Here is a 24,889-nt window from a genome sequence, read left to right on the forward strand (position 1 = left end):
ATGCAGGCTTTTACTGTTCATACCGGAATTGCAGTCCCTCTGGACAATGCCAACGTCGATACTGACCAGATTATTCCGAAACAGTTTTTATCTAAAGTCACTAAAGATGGCTTTGGGGTGCACTTGTTTCATGACTGGCGTTACCTTGATGATGCGGGAACTCAAGCTAACCCTGAGTTTGTGATGAATCAGGCGCGTTACCAAGGGGCTTCTATCTTATTAGCGCGAGAAAACTTTGGTTGCGGTTCCAGTCGTGAGCATGCGCCATGGGCTCTGGCTGATTATGGGTTGCGAGCCATCATTGCCCCGAGTTTTGCAGATATTTTTTACGGTAATGCAATCAATAATGGCTTGTTACCAGTTAAGTTGACCACTGATCAGGTGGAGCAGCTGTTTGCTGAAGTGACTGCGGCAGTCGGTGCCAAGGTGACTGTCGATTTACAAACCCTGGAAGTTATTGCGCCAAGTGGTAAACGTTTTGCGTTTACCCTTGCCCCATCGGCACGTCACAAGTTGTTGAATGGTCTCGATGCCATTGGGTTAACTTTGGCACATGCCGCCCAGATAGCGGCATATGAAGCAAAGCTTCCCGCTTGGCGTAGCTGAAATTTTTGGCGGTAAAAAAAGGGCCTGATGGCTCTTTTTTATTCAGCGAACAGTTGTTCCAAATCATATCTGACGGACTACCACTAATCATTTTTCGCTTAGCTGTTTATGTCCTTATTCCCTTATTGAATATAATTAAATATAAATTTTTCAGTATGTTATTTTTTTGATTGGCGGGAATTTGCTGACATGTCAGCATTGGCTAGTGATTTGTTCTGTATTAAGCAATGAAAAATAGCGAACGCGTGTGCATTTTGGTAAAAACAATAACTATTTGTTTATAAACCAATTATTTTTAATAATAAGTATGAGTTGGCACACTCCAGCGAAAATTTTCGACAATATGGATCAATTTTAATTGTTTTAAACGAGTGTTTAATAAAAATTAATCGCTTGAAATGCAACTTAATCAGTATAAAACTCTGATTTTTTTGTGATGCTTGCAAAGATATTCTGTAGCGGTAAACTGCGACGCCATACTAAAAAGAAGTATTTCAACAAGTATACTCAACTAACAGATGAGAGAATAACAATGAAGAAACAACAAATTGCTTTAGCAATATCAGCAGCGATTTTGGGGATCGCAGTGCAGGCTCAAGTTCAGGCTGCCGGTTTCCAATTAGCAGAATCTTCCGCGACCGGTTTGGGGCGGGCATTTGCGGGTGAAGGTGCTTCTGCGGAAAATGCTTCCGTACAGGCACGTAATCCAGCGATGTTGAGCTACCTTGAAGGTCGGCAGATGTCTGTCGGTGCCATCTATGTCATGCCGTCGGTAAATACCCCAGGGGATGTGACTATTGCATCGCCTTTATTGCCGCAGGCGGTGACATTAAACGCTGATGTAAATGACGTAGCCAATAATGCCGTGGTCCCCAATTTTTACTACTCCAGCCAGTTAAATGATCGCTGGACCTGGGGGTTGGCTGTTAACTCTAATTACGGTCTCTCTACCGAGCTAGACACTACCGCCGCCGCGGCGATATTTGGTAATAAAACCTCCGTAACTACCGTAGAACTTAATCCGAATATTGCCTACCGTATTGACCAACATTTCACTGTAGGTGGTGGTTTGCGTTTGGTCTATGGTGAAGGTGAAATTGGTGCATCGGTCCCTGGTTGGATTGATGCCGTACGTGCGGTTCCTGGACTGCCAAGTTCAGTCACTGCTGCTTTGCCTCCTGCAGGTACAGAGCTGAAATATCTGAAAGGCGATGATTATGGGTATGGGTGGCAGGCTGGCGCTAGCTGGCAGATCACGCCGGAACATAGGATCGCGCTGTCCTACCACAGCAAAGTGGATCTGGATCTTGACGGCCATGCCAGTGGTCTGATTTATACCGGTGGATCTTCTAAAGTGGAAGGTTATTTGCCTCTGGAACTGCCAGCATTTGCCGAACTGTCTTCGTTCCATCAGCTGACAGATAACTGGTCAATGCAGGCAAGCGTTAACTGGACCGACTGGAGCGTGTTCGATCAGTTGGTCGCCTATTTCCCTGGTGAACAGAAGCCTTTGGGCGATATTTCCAGCGACTTAGTAAAAGATGAACATTTTAAGGATAACTGGCGTTTTGCGCTGGGTACTATGTACCGTCTGAATGACACTTGGTTGTTACGTGCTGGTGTCGCACTGGATAAGACAGCTGTGAGCGATGAGCACCGTACTATTACTATTCCGGACAGCGATCGCCATTGGGTGAGTGTAGGTGTGGGTTATGCCCCAACTAAATCCATTAATGTTGACTTAGGGATAAGTTATCTGCGCACTCATGGTTCTGCTCCGATCAATGAAACCATGAATATGTTGAACCTAGCGCAAGTGACTTATAACGGTGAGTCAACCGGACATGTATGGCTGGCAGGTTTGCAAGTTTCATACAAGATCTGATAGCTATGGCGTATAAAAAGCCCGCGAAAGCGGGTTTTTTATTGTTTGTCACAAGGACTAAACATCGATATCGATGTAGGTGCCTTTACCTTCTTCAATTGCCTTGGCTTTTGGCTCTTCGTCGCTCTCTCTGCGGCTAGCGTTACGTCGTTCGCGAGCAAAAGGCCGCTGTTCTTTACGACGTTCATGGCGAACCCGCCGCTCGTTGCTAACAACCTGCTGGAATTGCGGATTATCCTTATCATAGGCCGCCACTGCTGAACCGTTATTAACTTGCTGTATCCCTTGTTGAGGTTCATAGGCAGCCTTGGCAGGTTGCGCTACCATGGCATAGATACTATCTAATCCCATACCAATCCCTCACTGACGGTGCCTGAGAAAATCAGGCTAAAAGATCCCTATACTTTTTTATCGACCATCTATGAGTTGATTTTAGTTTTTTTTGCATGTTTTTTGCACAATTCCCAATAATTCCTGTTTGTTGTACCGTGGTGGCGAAAAGCTTGTCGATAACCACTTATTGATGTGGCTTCCCCACTATTATTGCCTGTGCCTGCTATTCCTAATTCGTTCTATCACGTTAATAAGCAAGAAATAGTTGTCTTCATCCACAAAAATCCACTTTATTAACTGGATCCCAATCTGCAAATAACTCGCTGCTAACCCGCTTGGAGACTGGCTTTAAACGGGATCCCATCCCTTGACAAGCTTTATTGACTATCCCTACACTTAGCATTTGTGGGAATTTGTGGATAATAGTGGATCAAAAAGGATCTGTGAGGGACTGAACTTGTTTTCTGGGGCCAGTGCGCTGAATTTAGATGCCAAAGGACGGATCGCCATGCCAACGCGATACCGTGAAGAGCTGCGCGCCCAAGAACTGGGAAAGCTAGTGGTTACCGTGGATATTCAGTCTCCATGCCTGTTGATCTACCCCGCGCTGGAATGGGCAAAAGTGTTAGAAAAGTTATTGAAACTTTCTGATATTCAACCACAGGAGCGGGCAATGAAACGTTTGTTATTGGGGTATGCCCAAGATTGTGAACTGGATAGCAACGGCCGTATTTTACTGACACCACCGCTGCGCCAATATGCATCGCTCGACAAAAAGACGATGTTGGTCGGACAGTTAAATAAATTTGAACTGTGGGATGAACAGACTTGGCAGCAACAGTTGGCCGATAGTCTGGAGATGATTCGAAACGATGGACTGGAAGCCAGTGAGCGGTTGGCGGATTTTTCACTCTGAAGCAGCGGCATAACTAAAGAAGAGATTGATGAGTCAGAATTACGCACACCAGTCGGTTTTGCTGCAGGAGGCAATCGACGGTTTAAATATCCGCCCTGATGGCATTTATGTCGATGGTACATTCGGCCGTGGCGGTCATTCGCGGCAGATCCTGGCTCGTTTGGGCAGTAATGGCCGTTTGATTGCCATTGATCGCGATCCACAAGCGATTGCTGCAGCGCAAACATTGGCAGAAGATCCCCGTTTTTCAATTATCCATGGTGGTTTTGGTGAGTTGGCCCGTTATATCGAAGAACTGGGGCTGACCGGCAAGATTGACGGGGTATTACTCGATCTAGGCGTATCATCGCCACAACTAGACGACGCAGATCGTGGTTTTAGTTTTTTGCGTGATGGTCCGTTGGATATGCGCATGGATAACAGCAAAGGGCAAACCGCCGCTGAGTGGTTGGCTCGCGCCGATGTGGAAGATATGGCTTGGGTATTCAAAACCTATGGTGAAGAGAAAAATGCCCGTCATATTGCCCGTTGTATCGTGGCTGATCGCGACTCGACCCCATTTCTGCGGACTAAAGATCTCGCTGCTCTTATTGAGCGTATTACCAAACATCGGGAACGTAATAAACACCCGGCAACCCGGGTATTTCAGGCGATTAGGATTTATATCAATAGCGAACTGGAACAGATCCAGCAGGCACTGGATGGTGCCCTAACCGTGTTGGCGCCGGCCGGGCGTCTCTCTGTTATCAGCTTTCACTCGCTAGAAGATCGTTTAGTTAAACGTTTTATGCGGCGCTACAGCCAGGCGGAAGAGGTGCCTTATGGCTTGCCGATAACCGAGGCGCAGTTGCAACAGGGGCGCAAGTTAAAAACGCTGGGAAAGGCCATTAAGCCATCTGATGCTGAGTTGGACGTCAATGCCAGAGCCCGCAGTTCGGTACTGCGGTTGGCTGAGCGCTTGGAGGATTGAGATGGCAGCGTCCAAGCAACAGCCAAATTTAGCGCGCATTGTGATGCTGGATATCTGGCATCACAAGTGGCTGTTGCTGATGTCGTGCTTCGTTCTGGGGAACGCCGTGGCGGTAGTTTATACCAGCCACATCAGCCGTTACCAGACCAGCCAATTGAGTAAGTTGCAGCAAGAGAGGGATCGTCTGGATATTGAATGGCGCAATTTGCTGTTGGAAGAACAATCGTTGGCAGAGCACAGCCGGGTTACCCGGATAGCGACCAAAGAGCTGGATATGGTGCGGCCGTTACCCAATGAAGAGGTCATAGTGAGACTTCCATGAAAAAGCAGGCAAAAAGGATTTCCAAGCCTCAACCAATACACTGGCGACTCAAGGCGGTGGTGGTTGCGGTATGCCTGATGTTTGTGTCACTGGTGGGACGGGCGGCTTACATCCAGGTATTGCAGCCGGAGATGCTGCGCCATGAAAGTGATATGCGCACCTTGCGTACCACTTCTTCAGAAGTGCAACGTGGTCTGATTACGGACCGCAATGGTGAGATGCTGGCCGTCAGTGTGCCAGTGAAAGCGGTCTATGCCGATCCCAAAGTGGTGCATGATGAGAACGGCTTTGCCGATATGCGCCGTTGGCAGGCACTGGCTGAGGTGTTACATCAGCCGGAAAGCGAACTGGTCAACCGGGTAAAATCCAATCCCAATAAACGTTTTACCTATATCCAGCGCCAGGTCACGCCAGCCGTTGCGGATTATATCAAACAGCTGAAATTACCGGGGATTTATCTCAAATCAGAGTCTCGTCGTTACTATCCGACAGGCGAAATCACTGCGCAGTTGGTGGGGATTACCAATATCGATGATGTCGGTATCGAGGGGTTGGAAAACACTTATGACAACTGGTTGACAGGAACCCCCTCCAAAGAACAGGTACGACAGTCGCGCGATGGTCAGGTGGTCGAACGCCTTGGCATTATCCAGCAAGGCGAACGTTCAAATGATTTGATGTTGAGTATTGATCAGCGTATTCAACAGTTGGCCTATCGTGAACTGAAACGGGCAACCGAAATGTATCAGGCCACCTCAGGTTCGCTGGTGATGATCGATGTCCATACCGGCGAAATCCTCGCCATGGCCAACACCCCATCTTACAACCCTAATGCGCGTGACGATCTGGAAAGCTACCGCATGCGTAACCGGGCGGTCACTGATGCATATGAACCCGGCTCCACAGTGAAACCATTCGTGATGGCTGCTGCGCTGGAGGCTGGCATCGTCAAACCCGGTGACCTAGTGGATACCTCCCCAGGTTGGATGCGGATTGGTGGACGCCAGGTCCGTGACGGACAGAACTTAGGTGATATTCCTCTGGCCACCATATTGATTAAATCCAGTAACGTTGGCATCAGCAAATTGGCGCTAGGGCTGCCGATTCAGCAGTTGCTGGGGACTTATCAGTCGTTAGGTCTAGGCAATTACACGGGTGTGAATCTCACAGGGGAAAGTACCGGACTTATCCCTGATCGTCACCGCTGGTCCGATTTTGAACGGGCAACATTAGCCTTTGGCTATGGCTTGACTGTAACACCTCTGCAGTTAGCGCGCATGTACGCCACGCTGGGCAGTGGCGGCATTTTACGCCCGGCTTCAGTACTGAAGCTTAAACAGGCCCCGGACGGTGTACGAGTGCTTTCCGAGACGTCAGCCAAAGAAGTGTTGAAAATGCTGGTGGGTGTAACAGAAGCCGGTGGTACTGGCACCAAGGCGCATATCGACGGTTATCCCGTAGCCGGTAAATCCGGTACCAGCCGCAAAGCGGTCGCTGGCGGTTATGGCGATGATTATGTGGCTTTGTTTGCTGGTGTTGCCCCCGCAAATAATCCGCGATTGGCGATGGTAGTGGTGGTCAATGAGCCCAAGGGTGACCATTACTATGGTGGCGATGTTTCCGGCCCGGTATTTGGTAAGGTGATGTCAGGTGCGCTGCAGATGTTAAATGTAGAGCCTGTGAGTGCGAAGGCACAGGTGCAGCTGGCGGGAACTCCGGGGAGAAAAGAATGATGTTACTGAAGGATCTGCTCGCCCCATGGTTCCATTATGCCGGTAGTGAAACGGTAGCTGCGCCAACACTTGATAGCCGTAAAGTGGTCAGTGGTGGTTTGTTTGTCGCGGTGCCGGGGTTTAAAACCGACGGTCGTGAATATATTAGTGCGGCGTTTAAAAATGGCGCCGCAGCAGTGTTAAAGCATACTGATAACCCGGAAGATCATGGGAAAGTCAGTAGTGCTAATGGGTTGGTCATTGAGTTTTTCAGGCTGAACCGTCAGGTCTCAGCATTAGCGGCACAGTACTACGGGTTGATCCCCGGCAAGCCCCGAATTGTGGGGGTTACTGGCACCAATGGCAAAACATCGGTAACGCAACTGATTGCGCAATGGGTTGAGTTGTACGGTCAGCAGGCTGGTGTAATGGGCACCCTCGGTAATGGCCGTCCTGGCCATCTGCATGACACCGGTAATACCACGGCCGATGCCATTACGTTAATGGCGCAGTTCAAGCAGATGGGGGAGTCCGGCGTCAATGTGTGCGCCATGGAGGTTTCCAGTCACGGTTTGGTGCAAGGGCGGGTAGATGCGGTGCCATTTGAAGTCGCTGTCTTTACCAATCTTAGCCGTGACCATCTGGATTTTCACAAGAGTATGGAAGCCTACGCTGCCGCTAAGCAGCGGTTATTGCGTTTCCCAACGGTGAAAAAAGCCGCCGTCAATCTAGATGATAGTACAGGCTCTGCTTGGTTTGACAGCATGGATAAGACGCGGCTGTTGGGATTCAGTCTTCATCGGGATCCGCGAGCCACACTGTTGGCGCTGAATGCCGATTATCATCATGCAGGCATTCAGGCGTTAATCCGCTGGCCGGGAGGTGAAGGCCAGTTACAAACCCCTTTGCTGGGTGAATTTAACCTGTCAAACCTGTTGGCAGCACTCAGCGCTTTGTATGCCCTCGGCTATCCCCTTAATGAGTTGCTGGAATTGGCTCCACAGCTGCAACCTGTGCCTGGGCGTATGGAATGCTTCGCATCTACGCGAGGTTTCTCGCTGGTGGTGGATTATGCCCACACCCCAGATGGGCTGGAAAAGGCGTTGCTGGCGGCGCGGGAGCATTGTCAGGGGCAGTTGTGGTGTGTGTTTGGCTGTGGTGGTGATCGCGACAAAGGCAAACGGCCACAAATGGGCGCAATCGCTGAGCGGTTGGCGGATCGACTGATGATCACCAGTGACAATATTCGTAGCGAAGACCCACAACAGATCATTAATGACATAGTGGAGGGGTTGGCTCAGCCGCAACAAGCGCTGACTGAAGTGGATCGCGTTCGGGCCATCCGCTATGTCGTCAGCCAGGCCAATGCCGGAGATCTGATCGTACTGGCAGGTAAAGGCCATGAAACTTATCAGGAAATTGCTGGCGTGAAACATCATTATGACGAGCGGGCATTGGCCCGTGAAATTAGCGGAGGTCAACAATGATCCCGCTAACTTTAGGTGACATTGCTACCACTTTATCTGGACAGTTGCTGTCTCAGACCTTTGCCGATGTGCAAATCGATAGTGTCAGTACAGATAGTCGAGAAATCGCCGCAGGCGGTTTGTTTATTGCTCTCAAAGGTGAGCGTTTTGATGGTCACGATTATGCAAAGACCGCTGTCGATGCGGGGGCCGGAGCCTTATTAGTCAGCAAGCTACTGCCGCTGGATTTGCCGCAAATTCTGGTCCCTGATACTCATAAAGCGTTGGGACAATTAGGTGCACTGGTACGCGACCGGGTTAATCCGCGTTGCGTCGCACTGACCGGTTCCAATGGCAAAACCAGCGTTAAAGAGATGGTGGCTACCATTCTGTCGCAGCAGGCATCAGTGCTTTCTACTTCGGGCAATTTTAATAACGATATCGGTGTTCCCCTTACCGCGTTGCGATTGCAACCACAACATCAGTTTGCGGTATTTGAACTGGGCGCAAATCACCCAGGGGAAATTGACTACACCTCGGCCATCGTGCGGCCGGATGTGGCGTTGGTGAATAATGTCGGTAGTGCCCATCTCGCCGGTTTTGGTTCAGAGGCCGGTGTCGCCGCCGCTAAATCAGAAATTTTTCGGCACCTGCAACCTCAAGGGGTTGCGGTGATTAACGCGGATGATAGCTATGCCCAAGTGATGCGCGATGCGGCAGCTGGACATAGGTCGCTAGAGTTTGCGGTGACCGCCGATGCGCCCCTGCGCGCTGACAATCTGCAACATGATGGTAATGGCTATTATCGTTTTGATCTGCACTGGCAAGCTCAGGTTCAGCCGGTGATGTTACCCTTGGCGGGCCAGCACCAGGTCCATAATGCACTGGCCGCTGCCGGTCTGTGCCTAGGCTTAGGGCTTGATTTGGCTGACATCGCCAACGGATTGGCATTAATGCAGCCGGTAAAAGGGCGGATGCTACCTTCGCAATTGGGGCGCATTACGCTGGTGGATGACAGTTATAACGCCAATCCCAACTCCGTAACTGCTGCGATAAATTGGCTTAAGGAAATTGACGGAAATCGCATTTTGGTACTGGGCGATTTAGGTGAATTAGGCGACAATGCTGCGCCTTTACACCGTGAGTTGGGAGAGCGTGCCCGTAAGGCCGGGATCGATGCGCTGTTTTGCTGCGGTGAACTGACAAAACACACCAGTGCGGCTTTTGCCACGGAGCATTATCAGGCCATTAGTTCATTGGTGGACGCATTAATAAAACATCTCAACCGGCTACCAGGGAAAGTCACCGTGTTGGTTAAAGGGTCTCGCAGCTCGCGTATGGAGCGAGTGGTGGAAGCCCTTGTAGTTGCCTTTGGGCGCGGGGAGTTAGTGTAAATGCTGGTTTATCTGGCGGAATATCTGACCCAGTTTTATACCGGGTTTAATGTGTTTTCTTATGTGACCTTCCGGGCAATTCTGGGATTGCTGACTGCATTGAGCTTTTCGCTGTGGTGGGGGCCAAGGCTGATCCGTAAGTTGCAGTTGTTGCAAATTGGTCAGGTGGTGCGTAACGACGGTCCAGAATCCCATTTCAGTAAGCGTGGTACGCCAACAATGGGTGGCTTGCTGATCCTCGCGGGCATCTTTATCAGCGTGTTGTTGTGGGGCGACCTAGATAACCGCTATGTGTGGGTGATGTTATTTGTGCTGGCGGCCTACGGGCTTATCGGCTTTATGGACGATTACCGCAAAGTGATCCGTAAGGACCCAAAAGGCTTAGCGGCGCGTTGGAAGTATTTCTGGCAGTCAGTAGCAGCATTAGTGGTTGGTGTATACCTGTATGTGTCGGCGGCTGTCCCCGGAGACACCCAATTAGTCGTGCCTTTTTTTAAAGAGGTGATGCCACAACTCGGTATCTTTTTCATTGTACTGACTTACTTCACCATTGTTGGGTCTAGTAACGCGGTCAACTTGACCGATGGCCTAGATGGATTGGCAATTACCCCCACCGTAATGGTGGCTGCGGCATTTGCGCTGGTGGCTTATTTGTCCGGCCACGCGCAGTTTGCTGCCTATTTGAATATTCCACATCTGCCGGGTTCCAGTGAACTGGTTATTGTCTGCACTGCCATTGTTGGTGCAGGCCTTGGTTTCCTATGGTTTAACACCTATCCGGCACAGGTGTTTATGGGCGATGTTGGTTCATTATCGCTCGGTGCCGCGCTGGGCGCGATGGCAGTGTTGGTGCGCCAGGAGATCATGTTAGTGATCATGGGTGGCGTATTTGTGATGGAAACGGTTTCGGTAATTTTACAGGTAGGCTCATACAAATTACGTGGTCAGCGAATTTTCCGCATGGCACCTATCCATCATCATTATGAATTGAAAGGCTGGCCGGAGCCGCGGGTGATTGTGCGTTTTTGGATCATTTCGCTGTTCTTGGTGCTGTTGGGTCTGGCGACCCTCAAGCTGAGGTAAGGGTATGAACGGGCGTTATTCACATATCGTGCTGGGATTGGGTGCCACAGGTAAATCTGTGGTGCGTTATCTGATGTCTCAGGGCATTTTGCCATTAGTGATGGACAGCCGTCGCAATCCGCCGGGTGGTGATGAGATCAAAGCTGAATATCCGCAACTGGAATGTCATTTTGGCGGCTTCGATTGTCGTTCATTAGTGCAAGCTAAACAGATCATTATCAGTCCTGGTATTCCACTAGATACTCCTGAAGTCCGTGTGGCGCTGGATATGGGCATTGAAGTCATTGGTGATGTCGAACTGTTTGCTCGTGCTATTGCTGATCGCCCGCCATGCGTCTTGGCGATTACTGGCTCCAATGGTAAATCGACCGTTACGACCCTGGTAGGGGAAATGCTAAAACAAGCCGGACTGCAAGTGGCGGTGGGCGGTAATATCGGGGTGCCTGCGCTGGATTTACTACAACATCCGGCAACCCATTATGTACTGGAGTTGTCCAGTTTCCAGTTAGAAACCACCAATAGCCTCGACTGTCTGGCGGCGACCTGTCTTAACATCAGTGAAGATCATATGGACAGGTACAGCGATCTGGAAGCATACCGCCATGCCAAACTACGGTTGTTCGAACAGAGTCGTCTAGCCATCTACAACCGCGATGATGAACTGACTAAACCGCTGAATCCGATGAATAACAACAGCTTTGGGCTGGATAATCCGGATGGCGATGAGTGGGGGATTACCGACGGCAAGATAGTGCACGGTAGCAGTGAAATCATGAATGTCATGGATGTCGCACTGCTGGGAACGCATAACCAGGCCAATATGCTGGCGGCGATGGCATTGGCAGATGCGGCCGGGGTCGATAAAGCTTCTATGGCAAAGGTTGCAGAGGAGTTTAAAGGCCTGCCTCATCGTTGTGAGTTGGTAGCAGTAAAAGAAGGCGTGACTTGGGTTAACGATTCAAAGGCTACCAACGTAGGCGCCACCTTAGCGGCGCTGCAGGGCTTTAGTGATTATCTTGGCGACATCATCCTGATTGCGGGTGGTGATGGCAAAGGGGCTGATTTCAGCACTATGCAGGCAGCGTTAAAAGGTGTTAGCAAGCTGATCACCTTAGGGCGCGATGGCGACAAAATTGCGGCGCAGAAAGAAGGGGCAATCAAAGTTAAAACCATGGCTGAGGCAGTTGCTAAAGCCCATGAACTGGCTAACTCCGGCGACATCGTGTTGTTATCTCCGGCATGTGCCAGCTTGGATATGTACAGCAACTTTATGGCCCGAGGTGACGATTTCCGCCACTTAGTGGAGGCGCTGGATGAACAGCAAGACTGACGAACGTCAGCTCAATCTGTTTGGCGGTGGCATCAAATGGCCATGGTCGGGCTGGTTTGCTGATCGCAGTGCACCGGGCATGCAGTTGTATGACCGCAAACTGCTGTTCGCTGTATTGTCGTTAATCGGCTTTGGCTTTGTGATGGTGATGTCTGCTTCCATGCCAGAAGCTCAGAGTCTTACCGGTAACCCGTTTTATTTTGTGGAACGGCATGTCGGTTATCTGGCGGGTTGTGTAGTGATTGCCGCCGTAGTGTTGCAGGTAGATATGCAACGCTGGCAGCAGTTAAGCCCGCTGATGTTGCTGGTGGTCGGCCTGATGTTGGTGGCAGTGCTGTTGGTGGGCACTTCAGTTAATGGTGCCACTCGCTGGTTGTCACTTGGGCCAATTCGTATCCAAGTGGCCGAAGTGGCTAAGTTTGCTTTCTCGGTCTATATGGCGGGCTATTTGGTGCGGCGGCATCAAGAAGTACGGGAAAATGCTAAAGGCTTTTACAAGCCGATCGCTGTGTTTGCCGTATATGCGGTGCTGATCCTGATGCAGCCAGACTTGGGAACTGTGGTGGTGCTGTTTGTTGTGACCGTAGGATTACTGTTTCTGGCGGGGGCACGCTTGCTGGACTTTTTTGCGTTGATCCTCGCAGGCACCATGGCATTTGTACTGTTGGTATTGCTAGAGCCTTACCGTATGCGACGGGTGACATCGTTTCTGGATCCCTGGCAAGACCCGTTCGGCAGCGGCTATCAATTAACACAGTCACTGATGGCCTATGGTCGCGGTGACTGGTTGGGACAAGGGCTAGGTAACAGTATCCAGAAACTGGAATACCTGCCAGAAGCCCATACCGATTTTATCTTCGCCATTATCGGTGAAGAGTTAGGATTTGTCGGCATTATCGCGGTACTAGCGGTACTGCTATTTGTATCGTTACGGGCGTTGCGTTTGGGGCATCAATGTCTGGCGATGGAACGGCCGTTTGAAGGATATCTGGCGTACGCCATTGGCATCTGGATCTGTTTTCAGACCGTGGTGAATGTTGGCGCCAGTATCGGTATGTTACCCACCAAAGGGCTGACATTGCCCTTTATCAGCTACGGTGGCAGTAGCCTGTGGGTAATGACCGCTGCAGCGATGGTGCTGCTGCGTATTGATTATGAGCGCCGCTTGAGTCTGATCCAGGCAGTACAGGGGAGAATGAAATAATGGCTGTGACGGCTGCTGGAAGCAAGCGCTTATTGGTGATGGCCGGCGGGACCGGCGGTCATGTATTCCCGGCGCTGGCTGTAGCCCGACGTCTGGCGCAGCAAGGCTGGCAGATCCGCTGGTTGGGGACCGCTGAACGTATGGAAGCCAGATTAGTACCGCAACATGGTTTTGATATCGACTTTATCGATATTAAAGGCGTTCGCGGTAACGGTATTTTGCGTAAGTTGGCGGCACCGTTTAAAGTGCTGCGTTCGATTATGCAGGCGTTAAAGGTTATCCGGGAATTTAAACCAGACGTGGTGTTAGGCATGGGGGGTTATGCCAGCGGTCCGGGGGGGGTGGCCGCTAAGTTGGCAGGTATTCCGCTGGTGTTGCATGAACAAAATGCGGTACCGGGGCTGACCAACAAATTATTATCAAAAATTGCGACCCAAGTGTTGTGTGCCTTTGACAATACCTTCACTCAGGTTAGCGCTCAGGTGGTGGGTAATCCGATCCGTGCCGAGCTCATTGCATTGGGGGCGAGTCCCAAAACCGTGAGCTCCGAAGCGGTAAAAGTGCTGGTTGTGGGCGGTAGTTTGGGCGCTAAAGTGTTCAACGAACTACTACCAGAAACCGTGGCAAAGGTCAGTCAGTCATTGTCAGTCACGGTTTGGCATCAGGCGGGGAAAGGCAATCAGGCCACAGTGCAGGCACAGTATAAACACTGCGGGCAGGATGACCGCGTCAAGGTTGCTGATTTTATTGATGACATGGAAGCCGCCTATCGGTGGGCGGATTTAGTGATTTGCCGGGCAGGGGCACTGACAGTATCAGAGTTGGCAACTGTGGGGCTGCCAGCGATTTTTGTGCCATTGCCACATGCGGTGGACGATCATCAGACCCGCAATGCGCAGGTGCTGGTGGATGCTGGTGCCGCTAAATTGTTACCGCAGTCACAACTGAATATAGAGAGCTTGTCAGCAGCATTATTGGCGCTGGCAGACGACCGAGAACAATTGCTCCAAATGGGCCGTAAGGCCAGGACTGTCGCAGTTCTGGATGCCACTGACCGTGTGGCAGCCGTGTGCAGTGCACTGGCAGATAAAGGATCAAAATGACAACTATTGCTGAAAAATACGCTCAGGTGAGAGCCACCATCCCGGAAATGCGCCGGGTGAGACGTATTCATTTCGTTGGTATTGGCGGTGCTGGTATGGGTGGTATCGCTGAAGTGTTACTGAATGAAGGTTACCAGATTAGCGGCTCGGATATTGCTCGCAATGCAGTGACTGACCGTTTATCTGCCCTTGGGGCGCGGGTGGTAATAGGCCACGGCGCCGAAGCCGTGATGAATGTCGATGTGGTGGTGGTTTCCAGTGCTATCCATCAGGACAACCCTGAGTTACTGGCGGCTAAAGCCAATCGCACCCCAATAGTGCGCCGTGCTGAGATGCTGGCAGAACTGATGCGTTATCGCCACGGGGTGGCCATTGCCGGCACTCACGGCAAGACCACTACGACCAGTTTGATTGCCAGCATCTATGCCCAATCAGGCCGCGATCCAACCTTTGTCATCGGTGGATTATTAAATAGTGCCGGTACCAATGCGCGTTTGGGGCATAGCCGTTATCTGATTGCAGAAGCGGATGAGAGCGATGCGTCATTCTTGCATCTGCAACCTATGGTGTCCGTGGTCACCAACATTGAAGCCGACCATATGGATACCTATGGCGGTGATTTTGAAAAACTGAAAAGCACTTTTGTGGATTTTCTTCACAACCTGCCATTTTACGGTGTGGCAGTGTTGTGCACCGATGACCCGACCATCCGCGATATTCTGCCGCGCATTGGTCGGCATATGGTGACTTATGGTTTTAACACTGAGGCGGATGTGCAAGCGCTGGACTTCAGCCAGCAAGGTGGTCAATGCCGATTTACCGTGCGCCGCAAGGGCAAAGACGATCTACCGCTGTTGTTGAATCTGCCCGGACGGCACAATGTGCTCAATGCGCTGGCCGCAATATCGGTGGCAACCGAAGACGATATTGAAGACGACGCTATTATCAAGGCATTAGCCGAGTTTCAGGGAATTGGCCGCCGCTTTCAGCATTTAGGGGATTACGAAACTCCTAATGGCAAGGTGATGCTGGTGGATGATTATGGGCATCATCCCAGCGAAGTTGCTGCAACCATTCGCGCGGCGCGAGCCGGGTGGCCGGATGAGCGGCTAGTGATGGTGTTTCAGCCGCACCGCTATACCCGTACTCGCGACCTTTATGAAGATTTTGTGGATGTATTATCGCAGGTCGATTGTTTGTTGATGTTGGAAGTTTATCCGGCTGGAGAAACCCCGATTGCCGGGGTGGATAGCCGGGCGTTGTGCCGCAGCATCCGTTTGCGTGGGCAGGTCGATCCAATCTATGTGGCAACGCCTGAACAGCTACCGGAAATTCTGCAGTCCGTGGTTAAAGACGGTGATTTATTGCTGACGCAAGGCGCTGGCAATATCGGAGCGATTTCTAGGGAATTGGCGCGTACCTGTTTGGGCTTTGCAAAAGATGAGACCAGTGAAGGCGTTGCGTAAGCGGCTTATTGCCCGTGCAGGAATGGTGGTTTTTGACCGCCAGCAACAGGCCGATATAATGGCCGCTTTTGTGTGGCGCTGAGCTGGAAGAGCCCGATGACACTGAAGCAGAGATGGCACGACGGTAAAGCGCAGTTAGCACAGGTTAACTGGTATCTGTGCAGCGGTATCGCCTTTTTACTGTTAGTGGTACTCAGCTTTGTGTTGGCAGGGTGGAAGCTCAACCTGTTACTGAACGATGCGCAAGCACTGCCAATTGAGGCAGTTGCCATTAAAGGTGAGCGGCAGTACACCAGCGATAATGATATTCGGCTGGCATTGCAGGATCTGATGAAACGCAGTTTTTTCAGTGCCGATGTCACGCAAGTGCAGCAGGCATTGGAAAATCTGCCATGGGTGTACCGGGTATCAGTGCGGCGTGATTGGCCAGCAAAGCTAAAGGTATATCTGCAGGAACAGGTGCCGGTCGCACATTGGAACCAGGACGCCTGGCTGAACGAACATGGCGAGGTATTTGCGGCGCCTGCGAAACCAGGGCTGGAGAATCTGCCTTGGTTGTCGGGACCGGAAAAGCGTGGTGCCGAAGTGCTGACCGCGTTTAAACAGCTGGACGAGCTGTTGCGTATCAACAGTTTTCGTCTGGAGAAATTAAGCCTAACGCCACGGCTGGCGTGGGAAGCGGTACTGGGGAATGGCATAGTGCTGGCACTGGGCCGAGAAGATCGAATGTCGCGGGTACAACGATTTATCAATGTGTACCCAGAGTTGTTAAAACAGGATAAAAGTGTCGCCAGAGTGGATTTGCGTTATGACACGGGATTGGCGGTGGGCTGGCAAGAGCCACAACAAGAGAGTCGGTGATTGATGACCAAGAACCAAGAAAGAAATTTGATCGTCGGATTGGATATCGGCACTTCCAAGGTCGCAGTGATCATTGGCGAAGTGCTGCCGGATGGCGAAATCAGCATAGTGGGGCTCGGCAACCATCCCTCCCGCGGTATGGACAAGGGTGGCGTCAATGATCTGGATTCGATTGTCCGCAGTGTGCAGCGGGCGCTGGATCAGGCGGAGTTGATGGCTGACTGCCAAGTGTCGTCGGTATATCTGAGCATCTCTGGCAAGCACATCGCTTGTCAGAATGAAAATGGCATGGTGTCGATTAACGATGAAGAAGTGACATCGGAAGATGTGGAAAATGTGATCCACACGGCCAGATCAGTGAAGATCCCCACGGAACGCCGCATTCTGCATGTATTGCCACAGGAATACGCCATCGATGTACAGGAGGGGATTAAAAGTCCCATCGGTATGTCAGGAATGCGCATGGAAGCCAAGGTACATATAGTGACCTGTGCTAATGATATGGCGAAAAATATCACCAAGAGCGTCGAACGTTGCGGTCTGAAAGTGGATGATTTGGTGTTTTCCGGTATCGCTTCTGCAGATGCAGTACTGACGGCTGATGAAAAAGACCTCGGCGTGTGTTTGCTGGATATCGGTGGCGGCACCACAGATATCACGGTGTATACCAACGGTGCCTTGCGCCATTGTGCGGTAATCCCGGTTGCCGGGAATCAGGTGACCAGTGATATTGCCAAAATTTTTCGCACACCATTGTCACATGCGGAGCAGATTAAAGTGCAGTACGCCAGTGCGCGTAGCGCTACCGTCAGCCGTGAAGACAGCATTGAGGTGCCGTCTGTCGGCGGGCGACCATCACGCACCATGTCACGGCATACGCTGGCAGAAGTGGTGGAACCACGCTACCAAGAATTGTTTGAACTGGTGTTCAAGCAACTGAAAGACAGCGGTCTTGAAGATCAGATTGCTGCCGGCGTGGTGATTACCGGTGGCACTGCGTCGATTGAAGGTGCCGTGGATATTGCCGAAGCGACTTTTGGCATGCCGGTGCGAGTGGCATCACCACTGCCGGTGAAAGGTTTGTATGAATATGTGGATCAGCCCATTTACTCCACTGGGGTTGGGCTGCTCCGCTACGGTGCTCGGCGAGTGCTCGAACGACAGTTCGAACGTCCAGAGCGCCCAGGGGTAACCAGCTTATGGAATCGGGTCCAGAGTTGGTTTAAAGGCGAGTTTTAACTCGCATTAACGCAGGTAGATGGAGAATAAGGTCATGTTTGAGATCATGGATACTCAAAATGATGCGTTGAGCGATGCAGTGCTCAAAGTCATCGGCGTGGGCGGTGGTGGCGGTAACGCCATCGAGCACATGGTAAAACATAATATTGAAGGTGTTGAGTTTATGGTCACCAACACCGACGCACAGGCGCTGCGAAAATCCGCAGCGGGCACCACTATTCAGATTGGTCGCGACGTGACTAAAGGTCTGGGGGCCGGGGCTAATCCTGAGGTTGGTCGTGCTGCCGCAGAAGAAGATAAAGAAAGCATCCGCGCCGCCATCAAAGGTGCTGATATGATCTTTATCGCTGCAGGTATGGGCGGCGGTACCGGTACGGGAGCTGCGCCAGTAGTGGCTGAAATTGCTCGTCAGGAAGGTATTCTCACTGTTGCCGTCGTGACTAAGCCATTCCCCTTCGAAGGTAAAAAGCGTATGGCTTACGCCGAACAGGGGATTGCCGAGCTGGCCAAACATGTGGATTCATTGATCACCATCCCCAATGAAAAACTGCTGAAAGTGCTGGGGCGTGGTACCTCATTACTAGATGCCTTTGCGGCGGCTAACAACGTATTGCTGGGCGCGGTACAGGGGATTGCAGAACTGATCACTCGGCCTGGTCTGATTAACGTTGACTTTGCTGACGTGCGTACCGTGATGTCGGAAATGGGTAATGCCATGATGGGCACAGGTGTCGCTCGTGGTGAAGACCGCGCCGAAGAAGCGGCAGAAGCTGCGGTTGCCAGCCCCTTGCTGGAAGATATCGATTTGGCGGGTGCTCGAGGCGTGTTGGTAAACATTACCGCTGGTATGGACATGAGTATCGAAGAGTTTGAAACTGTGGGTAACCACGTGAAAGCATACGCTTCTGATACCGCGACAGTGGTTGTTGGTGCAGTTATCGACCCAGAAATGAGCGATGAGTTACGTGTAACAGTGGTAGCGACCGGTATTGGCGCGGACAGAAAACCTGACATTCAGCTGGTTTCCAAGCCCATGCGTACTGAACCTGTAGCTGAACCGCGTGTCGAAGCTTATGTGCAGCCTGAAGAAGCGGTTACAGCGCCAGCACTAAAGAGCAATGTCGTACCGGCACCACAACCAGCCCCTAGCCATAAGAATGAACTGGATTATCTGGATATTCCGGCATTTTTACGTAAACAGGCTGACTGACGGTTTGTGAACTGGATCTGATTAATCATTGGTCAATGCGGATGATGATTGCAGTGACAGGATTTTTTTTGTGAAATGGCTTGATTATGCTAGGATATCCGACCAGCCGCGAGCTTGGTCCGGTTGTTAGTGGTAGAATTTTGACGTTTATTGTTGCAATGGTTACGGGTAACTAAATGATTTTTCAAAGAACTCTTGAAAATACGGTGAAAGCAACCGGTGTCGGATTACATTCCGGCAAGAAGGTGACTTTAACCCTGAGACCCGCACCGGTGAATACCGGTATCCAGCTTGTGCGCACGGATCTGCAGCCTAATGTCACCATTCCAGCAAAGGCGGAAATGGTGCGTGAAACCACCATGTGTACCGCACTGGTGAATGACGAAGGTGTGCGTATTGCAACAATTGAACATCTGTTTGCTGCTTTGGCAGGTCTGGGAATTGATAATGCTGTGATCGAAGTGAATGCCCCGGAAATCCCGGTGATGGATGGCAGTGCCAGCCCCTTCGTGTTCCTGTTGCAGAGTGCCGGGATAAAACAGCAGTCAGTGGCTAAGAAATATCTTAGAATCAAGCAGACTGTACGCGTGGAAGACGGCGATAAATGGGCAGAATTGCGGCCTTATAAAGGCTTCAAGGTGGATTTTGAAATCGACTTTGCTCATCCCGAAATCGCTCGTAGCCAACAACACATGGTGATGGATTTTTCCTCCTCCGCGTTTATCAAAGATATCAGCCGCGCCAGAACTTTCGGGTTTATGCGTGATGTGGAATATCTGCGGGCCAACAATCTTGGCCTTGGCGCGAGTATGGAAAATGCCGTGGTGCTTGATGAATACCGAGTCCTCAACCCCGATGGCCTGCGTTATGAGGATGAATTTGTTAAGCACAAGATTCTCGATGCATTTGGTGATCTGTATGTAGCGGGTCATGCAATTGTTGGTGAATTCCGCGCATTTAAAACCGGGCACGCACTGAATAACCGTCTGGTGCGTGCACTGCTCGCCAACCAAGAAGCTTGGGAAGTGGTGAGCTTTGATAAAGAAGCCGATGCTCCGGTCAGTTTCAATATGCCGACCGGCGTGGTGATGGCGTAACTCAGTCTTTCGAGCCTTGACGGCTGGCCAGTGCAGCCAGCCGTTTTAATTTCTGGCCCAGCGTACCTTCGGTATGTTCGGCTAGTGCATTGATGTGAGCCGCTGCGGTTTCGCTTAATGCCCTGTGAGTCACCTTGGGTTTTGTATCGACAGACGCAAGTGCCGGGTTGACTTTCACCTCAATAGCGGTAAGCATTGGGAGCGCCTCTAACTGGAGCTGTTGTAACAGTTTCGCTTTTTGAAAGTTGATTCTGGCAGCCCAGGCCGATGTTGGTGTTTCAAGCACCAGCACATTCTGGCGCAAATTGGCAACTGTTAGCTGTGCGCTAACTGGACCTGTCAGTAGCTGTTTGACGTATTTGTCCAGATATAACAAAAGCTCTGCTCTCTCGGCCAGACTCGGCAATGAGCCTGACTGGTGCACCAATTGACTGAGGTCTTGGGGGAGCTTTTTCATTATGATAATAAGATGGCTTATTGAGGCTATGAGTGTAACAGTTTTTATTCAGGGTCGAAATGGCGTGACGCGCTGGCAGCCGGGGAAATACTGGCTGCTGCTGCCTATGCTGCTGCTTGCGGCGGGCGCTGGACTCTATCAATACAATCATCAGCGATTCGAATCCCAGCAAGCCAATGTTGATCAAGAGCGGCTAGCCCGCGAACAGCAACAAAAACAAGTCAAGCAACTCAAACAAGCCACTGAATCCCAGTTGGCAACCCTTGTCGCCCATGTCGCACGTATGCAGGCAAAACTGACCCGACTTGAAGCTTTGGGGCAGCAATTGGCGCAGAATTACCAGCTTGACGACCAATTTGATTTCGATGCCGAAGTCGGTGTCGGTGGCGGGAGCGAAATCGGCTCCACGATAGAATTAGACCAATTGATCGCTGATATGGATCGGTTGGCCTCAGGAATTGATAAAAATAACGCGACGTTGTCACTCCTTGAAACAGTGGCTTCTAACCTCAATATAAGTGAGGAGCGTTATATATCAGGGCGTCCAGTCGATAAAGGCTGGTTATCCTCGCCCTACGGTTTACGCAATGATCCTTTTACTGGCCAGCGGGCAATGCACAAAGGTATTGATTTTGCTGGTACAGAAGGAACGGATGTTGTTGCCACTGCCGCTGGCGTGGTGACATGGGCCGGAAAAATGTTTGGTTATGGCAATCTGGTGGAGATTGATCACGGTAACGGATACCGTACCCGTTATGGCCATAACGAAGCTTTGTCAGTAACTGTAGGTGATGTGGTTGCCAAAGGCGAGAAAATCGCCGTAATGGGAAGTACAGGGCGTTCTACCGGACCCCATGTACATTACGAAGTACTGCGTAATGGTCAACAGATTGATCCACAAAAATTTGTGTATCGTCACGCAGGTTAATCGGAATTGGCCGCCAGACTCAGTTGAGCGCTGGCCTACAACTAAAAAGTGATTCAGATGTTAGGTAAATTACTGACAAAGATATTTGGTAGCCGTAACCAACGTACCCTCAAAGCGCTTGGCAAAATCGTTACAAAAATCAATGCGCTTGAAACGGAATATGAAAAGCTCAGTGATGAGCAACTGAAGGCCAAAACCGCAGAATTCCGCGAACGTCTTGCCAATGGCGAGTCGCTTGAGCAGATAACCCCAGAAGCCTTTGCCACCGTGCGTGAAGCCTCCAAACGTATATTTGAGATGCGTCATTTCGATGTGCAGCTGCTTGGTGGTCTGGTACTCGACAGTAACCGTATCGCCGAAATGCGCACTGGTGAAGGTAAAACGCTGACCGCAACCTTGCCAGCTTATCTCAATGCCCTTACCGGCAAAGGTGTACACGTCATCACCGTGAACGACTATCTTGCCCGTCGTGACGCCGAGACTAACCGGCCATTATTTGAATTCTTAGGGATGACCGTTGGGGTCAACGTTGCCGGGATGGGACACCAGGATAAAGTGGCGGCGTATAATGCCGACATTACCTATGGTACCAACAACGAATTCGGCTTCGACTATCTGCGCGATAACATGGCGTTTTCACCGCAGGAACGTGTACAGCGTCCATTGCATTACGCCTTGATTGACGAAGTGGACTCCATTCTTATCGATGAAGCACGTACGCCATTGATCATCTCTGGTGCGGCGGAAGACAGTTCCGAGTTATATGTCAAAGTCGATAAGTTGATCCCAAATCTGGTCAAGCAGGACAAAGAAGACTCGGAAGAATATACCGGCACTGGCGATTTCTCGGTGGATGAAAAAGCCAAGCAGGTGAACCTGACCGAACGTGGCCAGGAAAAAATTGAGCAGTTGTTGATTAAGACTGGGTTGCTGGACGAAGGCGATTCACTCTATTCGGCGGCCAATATTTCGCTATTGCACCATGTACACGCCGCGTTGCGGGCACACAATCTGTTTGAAAAAGATGTTGATTATGTGGTGCAGGATGGTGAAGTGATCATCGTTGATGAACATACCGGACGTACCATGCCGGGACGACGCTGGTCTGAAGGTTTGCACCAGGCTGTAGAAGCCAAAGAGGGTGCCAAGATCCAGAATGAAAACCAGACGCTGGCGTCTATCACCTTCCAGAACTATTTCCGTATCTATGAGAAATTGGCGGGGATGACCGGTACGGCCGACACCGAGGCATTTGAATTCCAGCATATTTACGGTCTGGATACGGTAGTGGTGCCAACTAACCGCCCGATGATCCGTAACGATATGGCCGATCTGGTATACCTGACCGCCCGCGAGAAATACACTGCGATTATCAATGATATCAAAGGCTGCCGTGAGCGTGGTCAGCCAGTGCTGGTGGGCACAGTATCCATTGAACAGTCCGAGTTGTTGTCTCATCTGCTGAAACAGGAAAAAATTCCGCATCAGGTACTGAATGCTAAATTCCATGAGCATGAGGCAGAGATTGTTGCACAAGCGGGGCGTTCCGGCACCGTTACGGTCGCCACCAATATGGCTGGCCGTGGTACCGACATTGTCCTCGGTGGTAACTGGAAGGCAGAAGTCGAAGCACTCGAAGCACCAACAGAAGCGCAAATTGCCCAGATCCGTGCAGACTGGCAGGTGCGTCATGATGAAGTAGTGGCTGCCGGTGGTCTGCATATTCTGGGTACTGAGCGTCACGAGTCCCGCCGTATCGACAATCAGTTGCGTGGTCGTTCTGGTCGTCAGGGGGATCCAGGTTCATCCCGTTTCTATTTGTCACTGGAAGACACGCTGATGCGTATCTTCGCTTCTGACCGTATGGCCGGCATGATGAAAAAACTCGGGATGGAAGAGGGCGAAGCCATCGAACATCCTTGGGTATCGCGTGCCATTGAAAATGCTCAACGTAAAGTTGAAGCCCGTAACTTCGATATTCGTAAACAACTGCTGGAATACGATGATGTGGCCAACGATCAGCGCCAGGTGGTGTACGCACAGCGCAATGCTCTGATGGATGCTGAAAGCATCAAGGATTCCATTGAAGCGATTCGTGCTGATGTGGTGAATGGCGTGATCGATCAGTATATTCCACCACAATCTGTTGAAGAACTGTGGGATGTCGCTGGACTAGAGCAGCGTCTAGAACAGGAATTTGCACTGAAGCTGCCAGTACAGCAGTGGCTCGATCAGGAAGATGATCTGCACGAAGAGACCTTGCGTGAGCGTATCGTCGAAAAATGGCAAGAAGCCTATGATGCTAAAGAGCAGATGGTCGGCACGGCGGTGTTGCGGCAGTTCGAAAAAGCCGTCATGCTGCAGACCCTAGACGGTCTCTGGAAAGAGCATCTGTCTGCCATGGATTATCTGCGACAGGGGATCCATCTGCGCGGTTATGCACAAAAGAATCCCAAACAGGAATATAAGCGAGAGTCCTTCGAACTGTTCCAGCAGATGTTGGAGCAACTGAAACACGACGTGATCAGTATTTTGTCCAAAGTACAGGTACAGGCACAGGAAGATGTCGATGAGATGGAAGCTCGGCGCCGTGAGGAGCAAGCGCGTATTCGCCATGAATACCAGCATGCGCAATCAGAATCGCTCACCGCGGATGACCAGCCGCCAGCAGATATGCCACAAGTGCCGGTTATGCGGCAGGGTGACAAAGTTGGCCGCAACGATCTGTGCCCTTGTGGTTCAGGTAAAAAATACAAGCACTGCCATGGTAAACTGTCTTAAATAAAGAGAGCAGAATTATTAAGAAAGAGGTAGCGATTCAGCTACCTCTTTTTTTTTTGCGCTTAATGCAGAACTGTGGATAACTCTGGGGATATGCAGTGCGCTTAATGTGGCTAATCAGTGAAGATCAAAAAAGATCAATTTCCCCTTAAAAAAGCGCTTGCGCTATCTGTTTAGCTCCCTATAATGCGCCCTCGTTGTACGGCAACTTGGTAGCGTAGTCGCTGCATTGTTGATGCTGAGATAACGGCTAAAAGCCTTAAATTTCAACCGCTGCACAGCAATTAAATAATTGCGACAACGAACTGAAAAAATGGCTTGACGCTAAAATTCGGGTGTGTAGAATACGCAGCCCTGAGCCGATGAAGTCGGCGCCTTTGAAGCAGTGTTCAAGGGTATGCTCTTTAACAAAATATCAAGCAATCTGTGTGGGCACTCGCAGTGAATGAAATCGCAAAACGATTTAAAACTCACTGAAGAGTGTTCGAATAGAACAGTCATTCATTAGAGTCAAAAAACTTTTAAT

General features: G+C 50.7%; 21 protein-coding genes. 19 read left to right on the forward strand and 2 right to left on the reverse strand.

Features of this window, described 5'->3' with window-relative positions:
* Positions 1-606: a 3-isopropylmalate dehydratase small subunit gene (gene leuD / locus IE064_RS13070; RefSeq protein WP_133040127.1), complete on the forward strand. Its 606-nt coding sequence runs from the start codon at positions 1-3 to the stop codon at positions 604-606.
* A gap of 532 nt (positions 607-1,138) precedes the next feature.
* Positions 1,139-2,491, forward strand: coding sequence for an outer membrane protein transport protein (locus IE064_RS13075; protein ID WP_133040129.1), 1,353 nt, complete (start codon positions 1,139-1,141; stop codon positions 2,489-2,491).
* A 57-nt stretch (positions 2,492-2,548) separates the two neighbouring features.
* On the opposite strand, the gene IE064_RS13080 is transcribed toward IE064_RS13075, so the two are convergent.
* Positions 2,549-2,842 (reverse strand): hypothetical protein, encoded by a 294-nt coding sequence (locus IE064_RS13080; protein ID WP_189618160.1) that lies wholly within the window; start codon positions 2,840-2,842, stop codon positions 2,549-2,551.
* A gap of 439 nt (positions 2,843-3,281) precedes the next feature.
* On the opposite strand from IE064_RS13080, the gene mraZ reads away from it, so the two are divergent.
* From mraZ to lpxC, 15 genes are all read left to right on the forward strand, one after another.
* A complete protein-coding gene (gene mraZ, locus IE064_RS13085; RefSeq protein WP_189618161.1) occupies positions 3,282-3,740 on the forward strand; it encodes a division/cell wall cluster transcriptional repressor MraZ in 459 nt (152 codons plus the stop codon).
* 28 nt (positions 3,741-3,768) lie between these two features.
* On the forward strand, positions 3,769-4,710 hold the full coding sequence (gene rsmH / locus IE064_RS13090) for a 16S rRNA (cytosine(1402)-N(4))-methyltransferase RsmH (RefSeq protein WP_133040132.1): 942 nt from the start codon (positions 3,769-3,771) through the stop codon (positions 4,708-4,710).
* 1 nt (position 4,711) lies between these two features.
* Positions 4,712-5,032: a cell division protein FtsL gene (ftsL, locus tag IE064_RS13095; protein ID WP_133040133.1), complete on the forward strand. Its 321-nt coding sequence runs from the start codon at positions 4,712-4,714 to the stop codon at positions 5,030-5,032.
* Positions 5,029-6,765 carry a penicillin-binding transpeptidase domain-containing protein gene (locus IE064_RS13100; protein ID WP_189618162.1) on the forward strand — a complete coding sequence of 579 codons (1,737 nt, stop codon included), beginning with the start codon at positions 5,029-5,031 and terminating at the stop codon, positions 6,763-6,765. Before ftsL ends, IE064_RS13100 begins: the two co-directional genes overlap by 4 nt.
* Positions 6,762-8,231, forward strand: coding sequence for a UDP-N-acetylmuramoyl-L-alanyl-D-glutamate--2,6-diaminopimelate ligase (murE, locus tag IE064_RS13105; RefSeq protein ID WP_189618163.1), 1,470 nt, complete (start codon positions 6,762-6,764; stop codon positions 8,229-8,231). Before IE064_RS13100 ends, murE begins: the two co-directional genes overlap by 4 nt.
* Positions 8,228-9,604 (forward strand): UDP-N-acetylmuramoyl-tripeptide--D-alanyl-D-alanine ligase, encoded by a 1,377-nt coding sequence (locus IE064_RS13110; RefSeq protein WP_189618164.1) that lies wholly within the window; start codon positions 8,228-8,230, stop codon positions 9,602-9,604. The genes murE and IE064_RS13110 overlap by 4 nt, the downstream gene beginning before the upstream one ends.
* On the forward strand, positions 9,605-10,687 hold the full coding sequence (mraY, locus tag IE064_RS13115) for a phospho-N-acetylmuramoyl-pentapeptide-transferase (protein WP_133040137.1): 1,083 nt from the start codon (positions 9,605-9,607) through the stop codon (positions 10,685-10,687).
* Between the two features lie 4 nt (positions 10,688-10,691).
* A complete protein-coding gene (gene murD, locus IE064_RS13120; protein WP_189618165.1) occupies positions 10,692-12,017 on the forward strand; it encodes a UDP-N-acetylmuramoyl-L-alanine--D-glutamate ligase in 1,326 nt (441 codons plus the stop codon).
* Complete coding sequence (gene ftsW / locus IE064_RS13125; protein WP_189618166.1) at positions 12,001-13,221, forward strand: cell division protein FtsW; 1,221 nt, start codon at positions 12,001-12,003, stop codon at positions 13,219-13,221. Before murD ends, ftsW begins: the two co-directional genes overlap by 17 nt.
* 5 nt (positions 13,222-13,226) lie before the next feature.
* Positions 13,227-14,324 (forward strand): undecaprenyldiphospho-muramoylpentapeptide beta-N-acetylglucosaminyltransferase, encoded by a 1,098-nt coding sequence (gene murG, locus IE064_RS13130; protein ID WP_189618176.1) that lies wholly within the window; start codon positions 13,227-13,229, stop codon positions 14,322-14,324.
* Positions 14,321-15,790 carry a UDP-N-acetylmuramate--L-alanine ligase gene (murC, locus tag IE064_RS13135; RefSeq protein ID WP_189618167.1) on the forward strand — a complete coding sequence of 490 codons (1,470 nt, stop codon included), beginning with the start codon at positions 14,321-14,323 and terminating at the stop codon, positions 15,788-15,790. Before murG ends, murC begins: the two co-directional genes overlap by 4 nt.
* A 96-nt stretch (positions 15,791-15,886) precedes the next feature.
* The gene (locus IE064_RS13140) at positions 15,887-16,651 is read left to right on the forward strand and encodes a cell division protein FtsQ/DivIB (protein WP_189618168.1); all 765 of its coding nucleotides are present in this window, start codon (positions 15,887-15,889) and stop codon (positions 16,649-16,651) included.
* Between the two features lie 3 nt (positions 16,652-16,654).
* Complete coding sequence (ftsA, locus tag IE064_RS13145; protein ID WP_189618169.1) at positions 16,655-17,890, forward strand: cell division protein FtsA; 1,236 nt, start codon at positions 16,655-16,657, stop codon at positions 17,888-17,890.
* Positions 17,891-17,924: 34 nt separating this feature from the next.
* Complete coding sequence (ftsZ, locus tag IE064_RS13150; RefSeq protein ID WP_189618170.1) at positions 17,925-19,100, forward strand: cell division protein FtsZ; 1,176 nt, start codon at positions 17,925-17,927, stop codon at positions 19,098-19,100.
* 176 nt (positions 19,101-19,276) lie between these two features.
* A complete protein-coding gene (gene lpxC, locus IE064_RS13155) occupies positions 19,277-20,197 on the forward strand; it encodes a UDP-3-O-acyl-N-acetylglucosamine deacetylase (RefSeq protein WP_189618171.1) in 921 nt (306 codons plus the stop codon).
* A gap of 1 nt (position 20,198) precedes the next feature.
* On the opposite strand, the gene IE064_RS13160 is transcribed toward lpxC, so the two are convergent.
* Complete coding sequence (locus IE064_RS13160) at positions 20,199-20,654, reverse strand: DUF721 domain-containing protein (protein ID WP_189618172.1); 456 nt, start codon at positions 20,652-20,654, stop codon at positions 20,199-20,201.
* Positions 20,655-20,682: 28 nt separating this feature from the next.
* Between IE064_RS13160 and IE064_RS13165 the strand changes: the two genes are divergently transcribed.
* Together IE064_RS13165 and secA are read left to right on the forward strand one after the other, a co-directional pair.
* Complete coding sequence (locus IE064_RS13165) at positions 20,683-21,582, forward strand: M23 family metallopeptidase (RefSeq protein WP_133040146.1); 900 nt, start codon at positions 20,683-20,685, stop codon at positions 21,580-21,582.
* Positions 21,583-21,639: 57 nt separating this feature from the next.
* Positions 21,640-24,363, forward strand: a complete 2,724-nt coding sequence (gene secA, locus IE064_RS13170) for a preprotein translocase subunit SecA (protein ID WP_189618173.1) — start codon at positions 21,640-21,642, stop codon at positions 24,361-24,363.
* Positions 24,364-24,889: the final 526 nt, after the last annotated feature.

It is taken from the genome of Shewanella fodinae, from assembly GCF_014651955.1.
Taxonomy (GTDB): Bacteria; Pseudomonadota; Gammaproteobacteria; order Enterobacterales; family Shewanellaceae; genus Shewanella; species Shewanella fodinae.

Coding starts and splice junctions, on each gene's coding strand:
- IE064_RS13140 (WP_189618168.1), top strand. CDS start 15,887: ATGACACTGAAGCAGAGATGGCACGACGGTAAAGCGCAGTTAGCACAG.
- ftsL (WP_133040133.1), top strand. CDS start 4,712: ATGGCAGCGTCCAAGCAACAGCCAAATTTAGCGCGCATTGTGATGCTG.
- IE064_RS13100 (WP_189618162.1), top strand. CDS start 5,029: ATGAAAAAGCAGGCAAAAAGGATTTCCAAGCCTCAACCAATACACTGG.
- IE064_RS13110 (WP_189618164.1), top strand. CDS start 8,228: ATGATCCCGCTAACTTTAGGTGACATTGCTACCACTTTATCTGGACAG.
- murE (WP_189618163.1), top strand. CDS start 6,762: ATGATGTTACTGAAGGATCTGCTCGCCCCATGGTTCCATTATGCCGGT.
- ftsA (WP_189618169.1), top strand. CDS start 16,655: ATGACCAAGAACCAAGAAAGAAATTTGATCGTCGGATTGGATATCGGC.
- rsmH (WP_133040132.1), top strand. CDS start 3,769: ATGAGTCAGAATTACGCACACCAGTCGGTTTTGCTGCAGGAGGCAATC.
- IE064_RS13075 (WP_133040129.1), top strand. CDS start 1,139: ATGAAGAAACAACAAATTGCTTTAGCAATATCAGCAGCGATTTTGGGG.
- ftsW (WP_189618166.1), top strand. CDS start 12,001: ATGAACAGCAAGACTGACGAACGTCAGCTCAATCTGTTTGGCGGTGGC.
- secA (WP_189618173.1), top strand. CDS start 21,640: ATGTTAGGTAAATTACTGACAAAGATATTTGGTAGCCGTAACCAACGT.
- ftsZ (WP_189618170.1), top strand. CDS start 17,925: ATGTTTGAGATCATGGATACTCAAAATGATGCGTTGAGCGATGCAGTG.
- mraY (WP_133040137.1), top strand. CDS start 9,605: ATGCTGGTTTATCTGGCGGAATATCTGACCCAGTTTTATACCGGGTTT.
- lpxC (WP_189618171.1), top strand. CDS start 19,277: ATGATTTTTCAAAGAACTCTTGAAAATACGGTGAAAGCAACCGGTGTC.
- murC (WP_189618167.1), top strand. CDS start 14,321: ATGACAACTATTGCTGAAAAATACGCTCAGGTGAGAGCCACCATCCCG.
- IE064_RS13080 (WP_189618160.1), bottom strand. CDS start 2,842: ATGGGATTAGATAGTATCTATGCCATGGTAGCGCAACCTGCCAAGGCT.
- IE064_RS13160 (WP_189618172.1), bottom strand. CDS start 20,654: ATGAAAAAGCTCCCCCAAGACCTCAGTCAATTGGTGCACCAGTCAGGC.
- IE064_RS13165 (WP_133040146.1), top strand. CDS start 20,683: ATGAGTGTAACAGTTTTTATTCAGGGTCGAAATGGCGTGACGCGCTGG.
- murD (WP_189618165.1), top strand. CDS start 10,692: ATGAACGGGCGTTATTCACATATCGTGCTGGGATTGGGTGCCACAGGT.
- leuD (WP_133040127.1), top strand. CDS start 1: ATGCAGGCTTTTACTGTTCATACCGGAATTGCAGTCCCTCTGGACAAT.